Below are 8587 nucleotides of genomic sequence, written 5' to 3' on the forward strand. Positions count from 1 at the left end.
GTTTTGTCACATTTTTCAAGCGCAAAAAACCATCCACTCCAAGCATTTGCTCGGGGCAGGATGGTTTTTGTATACCCTATCAACATTCCATTATCGGATGTAACTGTCAATCGCCGCATTCAGCTCTTCGATGATGTTCTTCTCGTTCCCGTGATGAACGGCATCCACCACACAATTCTCAAGATGATCCTTCAAGAGCAGCTTCGCCGCTCCATCCAATGCTTTTTGAACGGCAGCAATCTGCAGAAGAATATCCGGGCATTGCCGGCCCGAGATCGCCATCTCCTTCACCGATCGAAGATGACCTTCCACTCGCGCCAGCCGATTGATGATGTCCTTGCGGTATTGATGCTCATGGTTATGCTCGTCCGTCACCCAGGTTCCCTCCCCGCATAAATCCAGCTTCCCCTCATGAAGCGTACGCGCCGAGGAATCCCTGCTATTGTAGCAAGCTACCGGAGCAAGCGCAAACCGCTCAGGATCACCAGAAGCGTGCTTCCTTCATGTCCGACGACACCTGAAGGAAGGGTGATGCCTCCTAGGAAGTTGGACAAGACGAGAAGCACCACCACCCCGATGGCGAAGGCCAGGTTCTGCTTGATGACCCGATTGGTCCGGCGGCTGAGCGAAACGGCAAACGGTATCTTCAAAAGATCGTCCGCCATCAGGACGACGTTTGCTGTCTCCAACGCGACGTCCGACCCCGCAGCCCCCATCGCGATGCCCACGGAAGAAGCGGCCAAGGCTGGAGCATCGTTCACGCCATCACCGATCATGGCTACTTTTCCTTTATGGGATAAATCTTTAATGACACTAACTTTATTTTCGGGAAGCAATTCCGCATAGACTTCATCCACCCCAAGAGCAGCCCCGATTGCATCTGCGGTGCCCCGACGATCTCCTGTCAGCATGACGACTTTCATTCCGATTGCTTTTAGGGCTTCCACTGCGGTCTTGGCATCGGCGCGAACAATGTCTTGAATGGCCAGAAGCCCAATCAGTGTCTCTTCCGCCTGAACGTAGACCACGGTCTTCCCTTCTGCCTCCAACTGGCGGGCTCGGCTGGCCGCTTCCGCACTCCGAGTAGCCTCTTGCAGCAGCTCAATCTTCCCTACATGATAAGATACTCCTTCAATACTTCCCCTGACTCCAAGCCCGGGAATGGCCGTCAGGTTTTGTGCTTCTCCCAGTCTCAAGCCTCTAGCCTTCGCCTCATGGACGATGGCTCTCGCGATGGGATGCTCCGACAGGTTCTCCAGAGTAGCCGTCACCTGCAGGAGCGACTCTTCCGTATACTCTTGAAAAGGAGCGAGATCCGTCAGCCGGGGCTTTCCTTCCGTGAGCGTGCCGGTCTTGTCGAAGGCGATGGTATTCAAGGTTGCCATCTGCTCAAGATGCACGCCGCCCTTGAACAAGACCCCTTTTCGTGCAGCATTGGAGATGCCGGATAAGACGGCCGGCATAATGGAAGATACGAGCGCACAGGGAGAAGCGACCACGAGGAAGATCATCGCGCGATAGATGGTTTTATCCCAGGACCAGTCGAGCAGAAACGGCGGGACCGCCATGAGCAAGAGAGCGACGGTAACCACGAGCTTGGCGTAGTAACCTTCAAAACGTTCGACGAACAACTGGCTCGGCGGCATCTCCTGCTGAGCCTCCTGGACGAGATGGATAATCCGGGAGAGCAAGGTTTCGGAAGCAGGCTTGGTCACCCTTACCTTGAGTGCTCCCTGCCCGTTTATCGTTCCGGCGAAGACATCATCCCCGATCCCCTTCTCGACTGGAATGGACTCACCGGTGATGGACGCTTGATCAACAGCCGATTGCCCCTCCTCCACCTGCCCGTCGGCAGGAATGCGCTCGCCTGGCCGCACCCGTACGAGCTCTCCAACTTCCAGCTGATCGACGCTGACCTTCCGCTCTGAGCCGTCCTTCAACACGACCGCTTCCTCCGGCCGAAGCTTCAGGATCGACTGAATATCCTGGTTGGTCCGGTCCATGGTCCGTTCTTCCAACGCGCCGCTCAAACAGAAGATGAAGATCAGGATGGCCCCATCCATCCAATACCCGATGCTGGCAGCTCCAATCGCAGCAACCACCATCAGGAGATCGACATCCAGGTCCTTCTCTTTCACCAACGTAGTCAAGCCTTCTATTGCTTTTCGATATCCGCCAACCCCGTACGCAAGCAGGAAAAAGAGAAGTTCCGCCGTCTGCCAGTCATTCCGTCCTGCGATCCATGCGATCAGGAGGAAGAGCAAACAAGCGGCTGCGATAAGAATTGCATGGTACTTTTGCAAAACGGTTGCCCAACCGGCCCGCTTTTTGAGAATGATATCATTGCTCCGCTCCAAAGCTCCACCCGCTCCCTTGAAATGAGAAACTTTCTCACCCATTCTATCCCCCCGGGGGGGTTATTGTAAAGTGGGAACTTCACAGGAAATGGGACGGATTTTCCTCATTCTGCTAGAATGGATAACCAAGAAGAAGGATGCAGCTCATCAAATCGAGCGGATGGCTAGCCCGCTACCTGACGGTTCGTTCATCGCTTGGTTCATTAAGAGATCGGGACACATGTTATTCATCGTTTTGAGTGTTCTTAAAAGGACATGCGAGACAACGTTCTATTAAGAAGTAACGTTCTTACTACAAGGAGGACTATCGATGATTCAAGATACTTGGTACACCATCACTCCGCTTGATCCAGCCACCTACGCCATTAGCGAATACGGTCATTGGGAAAAGGTACACTCCTTCCTATTGATTGGAAAGGAAAAGGCGGTTTTGATCGATACCGGGCTTGGCATCAGTAAGATGAAGCCTATTACCGACCAGCTAACGCATAAGCCAATCGATGTGGTCACCACTCATGTTCACACGGATCACATCGGCGGCCACGGTGAATACGAGCGCATTTACGTTCATGCCGGCGACCGAAGTTGGTTAGCGGGTGGCATTCAAGGCCTGTCCATCGAGCAAATCCGCCGGGATATCAGCCGTGACATTACCATTCCAACTCCACCAGATTTCGATCCCTCTCGTTATACCCCTTATCAAGGCGAGCCTACCGGATTACTGGAAGACGGCGACCGGATTGAATTGGGTGACCGTTCACTCCAGGTTCTGCATACTCCGGGACACTCTCCCGGGCATCTTTGCTTTTTTGATGAAACGAACGGGTACCTGTTCACAGGCGATCTCCTCTATGACCAAACACCGGTTTATGCCTTCTATCCTTCTACAAACCCGACCGACTTGGTAAGTTCATTAGAGAGAATCGCAGGTATTCCAGAGGTCACGCGGATATTTGGTTCCCATAATACGCTCGGGCTGTCTCCTACTCTTCTGGAGGAAGTGAAACGAGCTGCCCATTTTCTCAAAGAACATGACCTGGTTCACTTCGGGACAGGAATTCACCGCTTCAACGGATTCAGCGTGCAATTTTAATGATGCATTGCCATGCGGCAGACCCTCGGTTTTCATCCTTATGCCTTGTCCATACAAACATTGACAATGGTTATTCCCTGTACTACAATTCAGGTATTCATACTATACCAGTCGTATTTATGAGCATTATATGGAGGGTTCTTGTGAAAACAACCATTGATTTGATCGGCAACACCCCGCTCGTCGAGGTGAAGTGCTTTGATATCGGCCCCTCTCGGCTTTTTCTTAAGCTGGAGAACCAAAACCCCGGCGGGTCCATCAAGGATCGCATCGGCCTGTCCATGATTGAACAGGCGGAACAGGAAGGCAAGCTCAAGCCCGGATACACCCTTGTGGAAGCAACCGCCGGCAATACAGGCCTTGGCCTGGCGCTCGCAGCCATTACAAAAGGCTACAAGCTCATTCTGGTCATTCCCGACAAGATGAGCACCGAGAAGGTTCATCACCTGAAGGCGCTCGGCGTCGAGATCGTCTTGACCCGCTCCGATGTGGAGAAAGGCCACCCCGACTACTACCAGGACCTCGCAGAACGAATTGCCAAGGAGACGCCAAACTCGTTTTTTGTCAACCAGTTCAACAATCCGGCCAACCCGCTCGCCCATGAACGGACAACTGGACCGGAGATTTGGGAACAGACGGAGCAGCAAGTGGACGCCATCGTGGTCGGCGTAGGCTCAGCGGGTACGCTAAAAGGATTAACCAACTATTTTAAAAGGGTGAAACCTGATCTGGACATGGTTCTCGCCGATCCGGACGGTTCGATTCTCGTCGACTATGTGGAGGGCAACCCGCTTCCGCCGGCGGGAAGCTGGCTCGTGGAAGGCATCGGAGAAGATTTCATCCCGATGCAATTCGATGATTCTCTCATTCGTCACGCTTATCGCGTTACTGACCAGGAGAGCTTTGACGCTGCGAGAACCTTGCTGCGCAAAGAAGGTATCCTCGCCGGTTCCTCGAGCGGAACATTGATCAGTGCCGCTGTGAAGTATGCACGGGAGCAAACCGAAGCGAAGAACATCGTTACCTTCGTCTGCGACAGCGGCAACAAATACTTGACGAAGATGTTCAACGACTTCTGGATGATGGACCGCGGCCTGCTCTCAAAGCCGGAAGCTTCGGGGCTCGACGAGATCATTACCCGGAAGTACTCGGAGCGAAGCGTCATCACCGTAGGACCGAATGACTCCCTGCTCAATGCGCACTCCAAGATGAGCTTGTACGACATCTCGCAGATTCCCGTATTTGAGGATTCGAAGGTCGTCGGAATCATCGACGAATGGGATATCCTCACCGCCGTCGAGAACGGAGACGAGCGACTGCTCAAGGAGCCGGTTCGGAACTACATGTCCAAGGATGTTGTGTCCGTCCCCTTCGAAGCCGATCTCACGGAGGTTGTTCGCATTTTGAAGGAAGGCTACCTGGTCATTGTCACGAAGGGCACCTCGTTCTACGGGGTCATCACGAAGACCGATTATATCCACTACCTGCGCCGAAAATTGAAATAAACGGAGGCTTTTTATGAAGAAGTACGGGTTCACCACCAAAGCAATCCATGCCGGGCAAGAGCCCGATCCCGCAACAGGCGCAGTCATTACGCCCATCTATGCGACCTCGACCTTCGTGCAGGAAGCACCTGGCAAACACAAAGGATATGAGTACTCCCGAAGCGGAAATCCAACCCGGACGGCGCTGGAATCCTGTGTAGCGGCTCTGGAGGAGGGCGAAGCCGGCTTTGCTTTCGCATCCGGTCTGGCAGCGGAATCCGTGATCCTCGATCTTCTGGAAAAAGGGTCTCACATCATCGCCACGGACGACCTGTATGGCGGGACCTTCCGTCTGCTCGACAAGGTCAAACGTAATGCCCTCGATCTGGAAATCTCCTACGTCGACCTAACCAACCTGGACTCACTGGAAAGCCACATCAAGGAGAACACCCGCCTGATTTGGGTAGAAACACCTACGAACCCTTTGCTCAAGATCGTGGACTTGGAAAAGATCGCGGCCATCGCCAAGAAGCACAACCTGATCAGCGTATGCGACAACACGTTCGCTTCCTCCTATCTTCAGCGCCCGTTGACGTTGGGCTTTGACATCGTGGTGCATTCCGCTACGAAGTACTTAAACGGCCATTCGGACGTCATTGCCGGGGTTGTCGTCACCAAGGGAAAAGGCCCCCTCTCCGAGCGAATCGGCTTTCTGCAAAATGCCATCGGGGCCATTCTCTCTCCGCATGACGCCTTCCTTCTCCTCCGGGGACTGAAGACGTTGTCCATTCGGATGCAGGCGCATAGCCGAAATGCCCGCACGGTTGCGGAGTTCCTGGAGCAGCACCCCAAGGTGGAAAAGGTCTATTACCCGGGGCTTGCCTCCCATCCGAATCACGACGTGGCCAAGCGGCAGATGGACGATTTCGGCGGGATGCTAAGCTTTTTGGTGAAAGGCGGTTCGGAGGAAGCCGTCAAGGTTGCGGCGGAAACGAAGCTCTTCTCCCTGGCGGAAAGCCTGGGTGGAGTCGAGAGCCTCATAGAAATTCCTGCGGTCATGACCCATGCCTCCATCCCGAAGGAAACCAGAGAACAATTGGGCATTCACGACAACCTGATTCGACTGTCTGTCGGGATCGAGGACACCGACGATTTAATTCAAGACTTGGAAAACGCGCTGAACGCCATTTAAGTAATAAAAGAAGCTCCTTTCTCTAAAAAGAGAATGGGAGCTTCTTTTTTGTTGATAACCCTCTCCTGCAGCTTTATGCCGTGAAGGTGATGGCGTTCAGATTCCTCTCCTCTGCTTGCGAACTCGTTACATTGGATGCCGTAGTAAAATCGATTGCGATGGTGTACACATTGGTACCTGTTGAAGTCACGGTATCCACGAAAGTGTTAGAGGAGAGAAAATGGACATTCCCCGCGTTCGTGGCTGAACGGGACAAGGTTTGCTCGTTTAGAACCGTACCATTCCGTTTCAAGCGAATGAAATACGAGATACTCCAGTTTGCGGTGACCACAAGATCAACCTGGGCACTGTAATCAATTTTGATACGCTCCCCTGTAGTGACGGGAACACTTAACGTTTGAATCGTCGTTTCACCCGAAAGGGCAAGAGCGACTGGAATCGTCTGGCTATCAAAGTGGAGCGCCGTTAAGGAAGGCAACGATGTTCCGGTAGATCCGGTAAGTCCCGTTGCACCGGTCGGGCCGGTTCCGCCGGTAGCGCCTGTGGCTCCGGTCGGGCCGGTTTCACCTGGGACTCCACTCGCGCCGGTTGGGCCGGTTTCGCCGGGAGCTCCCGTGGCGCCAGTTGGGCCGGTTTCACCGGTGGCTCCTGTTGCGCCCGTCGGACCGGTTTCGCCAAGGGTTCCCGTGGCCCCGGTCGGGCCGGTTTCACCAGGGGCACCTGTCGCGCCTGCCGGGCCGGTTTCGCCGGGGGCTCCCGTGGCGCCAGTCGGGCCAGTTTCACCGGAGGCTCCCGTCGCACCGGTAGGGCCGGTTTCGCCGGGGGTTCCCGTGGCGCCAGTTGGACCGGTTTCGCCGGGGGCTCCCGTGGCGCCAGTCGGGCCAGTTTCACCGGGGGCACCTGTCGCTCCCGTGGCGCCGGTTTCGCCGGGGGCTCCCGTGGCGCCAGTCGGGCCAGTTTCACCGGGGGCTCCCGTCGCACCGGTAGGGCCGGTTTCACCAGGGGTTCCCGTGGCGCCAGTTGGACCGGTTTCGCCGGGGGCTCCCGTGGCGCCAGCCGAACCGGTTTCGCCGGGGGCTCCCGTCACGCCGGTTGGGCCGGTTTCACCAGGGGCACCTGTCGCGCCAGTTGGGCCGGTTTCACCGGGGGCTCCTGTTGCGCCCGTCGGGCCGGTTTCACCAGGGGCACCTGTCGCGCCAGTCGGACCGGTTTCGCCAGAGGCACCTGTCGCGCCGGTTGGGCCGACTTCGCCAGGATCTCCCGTTACACCGGTCGCGCCGGTTTCGCCGGGCGCTCCTGTCGCGCCGGTTGGGCCGGTTTCACCAGAGGCACCTGTCGCACCAGTTGGGCCGGTTTCGCCGGGGGTTCCCGTGGCGCCAGTTGGACCCGTTTCGCCAGGGGCTCCTGTTACGCCGGTCGGACCGGTTTCGCCTGGGGTTCCCGTTACGCCGGTCGGGCCGGTTCCGCCGGTAGCGCCCGTGGCACCGGTCGGGCCGGTTTCACCAGAAGCACCTGTCGCGCCAGTCGGACCGGTTTCACCGGGGGCTCCCGTTACGCCGGTCGGGCCGGTTTCACCAGGGGCTCCTGTCGCGCCGGTCGCGCCGGTTTCGCCGGGGGCTCCCGTGGCGCCAGTCGGGCCAGTTTCACCAGGGGCTCCTGTTACGCCGGTCGGGCCGGTTTCGCCGGGGGCTCCCGTTACACCAGTCGGGCCAGTTTCACCAGGGGTTCCCGTGGCGCCAGTTGGGCCGGTTTCACCGGGGGCTCCGGTTACCCCGGTCGGACCGGTTTCACCGGGGGCTCCCGTTACACCGGTCGCGCCGGTTTCGCCGGGGGCTCCTGTCGCTCCGGTCGGGCCGGTTTCACCAGAGGCACCTGTCGCGCCAGTTGGACCGGTTTCACCGGAAGCACCTGTTGCGCCAGTTGGACCGGTTTCACCGGAGGCTCCCGTTGCTCCGGTCGGGCCGGTTTCGCCAGGGGTTCCTGTTACGCCGGTTGGGCCAGTTTCACCAGAGGCTCCGGTTACGCCGGTCGGGCCGGTTTCGCCAGAGGCACCTGTCGCGCCAGTTGGGCCGGTTTCACCGGGGGCTCCGGTTACCCCGGTCGGACCGGTTTCACCGGGGGCTCCCGTTACACCGGTCGCGCCGGTTGCGCCAGGGGCTCCTGTCGCGCCAGTCGGGCCAGTTTCGCCGGGGGCTCCTGTCGCGCCAGTCGGACCGGTTTCACCGGGGGCTCCCGTTACGCCGGTCGCACCGGTTTCACCGGGGGTTCCCGTTGCGCCGGTTATGCCCGTTTCACCAGGGGCTCCAGTCGCGCCGGTCGCGCCGGTTTCGCCAGGGGTTCCGGTTACGCCGGTCGGGCCGGTTTCGCCAGAGGCACCTGTCGCGCCAGTTGGGCCGGTTTCACCGGGGGCTCCGGTTACCCCGGTCGGACCGGTTTCACCGGGGGCTCCCGTTACACCGGT

The 8587-nt window shown here is 57.5% G+C and carries 6 protein-coding genes; 3 read left to right on the forward strand and 3 right to left on the reverse strand.

Annotation, left to right across the window (positions count from 1 at the left end):
* Window positions 1-90 precede the first annotated feature (90 nt).
* Together AAFN83_RS05490 and AAFN83_RS05495 are read right to left on the reverse strand one after the other, a co-directional pair.
* Window positions 91-375: a metal-sensing transcriptional repressor gene (locus AAFN83_RS05490; RefSeq protein ID WP_347767734.1), complete on the reverse strand. Its 285-nt coding sequence runs from the start codon at window positions 373-375 to the stop codon at window positions 91-93.
* A gap of 77 nt (window positions 376-452) precedes the next feature.
* Window positions 453-2399 carry a heavy metal translocating P-type ATPase gene (locus tag AAFN83_RS05495; protein ID WP_347767736.1) on the reverse strand — a complete coding sequence of 649 codons (1947 nt, stop codon included), beginning with the start codon at window positions 2397-2399 and terminating at the stop codon, window positions 453-455.
* Window positions 2400-2667: 268 nt separating this feature from the next.
* On the opposite strand from AAFN83_RS05495, the gene AAFN83_RS05500 reads away from it, so the two are divergent.
* From AAFN83_RS05500 to AAFN83_RS05510, 3 genes are all read left to right on the forward strand, one after another.
* Entirely contained in the window at window positions 2668-3450 is a 783-nt protein-coding gene (locus AAFN83_RS05500) for an MBL fold metallo-hydrolase (RefSeq protein ID WP_347767737.1), read from the forward strand.
* A 143-nt stretch (window positions 3451-3593) separates the two neighbouring features.
* A complete protein-coding gene (locus tag AAFN83_RS05505; RefSeq protein WP_347767738.1) occupies window positions 3594-4955 on the forward strand; it encodes a pyridoxal-phosphate dependent enzyme in 1362 nt (453 codons plus the stop codon).
* 13 nt (window positions 4956-4968) lie between these two features.
* Complete coding sequence (locus AAFN83_RS05510) at window positions 4969-6126, forward strand: cystathionine gamma-synthase (protein ID WP_347767739.1); 1158 nt, start codon at window positions 4969-4971, stop codon at window positions 6124-6126.
* A 73-nt stretch (window positions 6127-6199) separates the two neighbouring features.
* Here AAFN83_RS05510 and AAFN83_RS05515 read toward each other — a convergent pair.
* On the reverse strand, window positions 6200-8587 hold a 2388-nt coding region (locus AAFN83_RS05515; RefSeq protein WP_347767740.1), incomplete at its 5' end, for a collagen-like protein.

Origin of the sequence: Gorillibacterium sp. CAU 1737 (genome assembly GCF_039888655.1) — a bacterium.
GTDB lineage: Bacteria > Bacillota > Bacilli > Paenibacillales > NBRC-103111 > Gorillibacterium.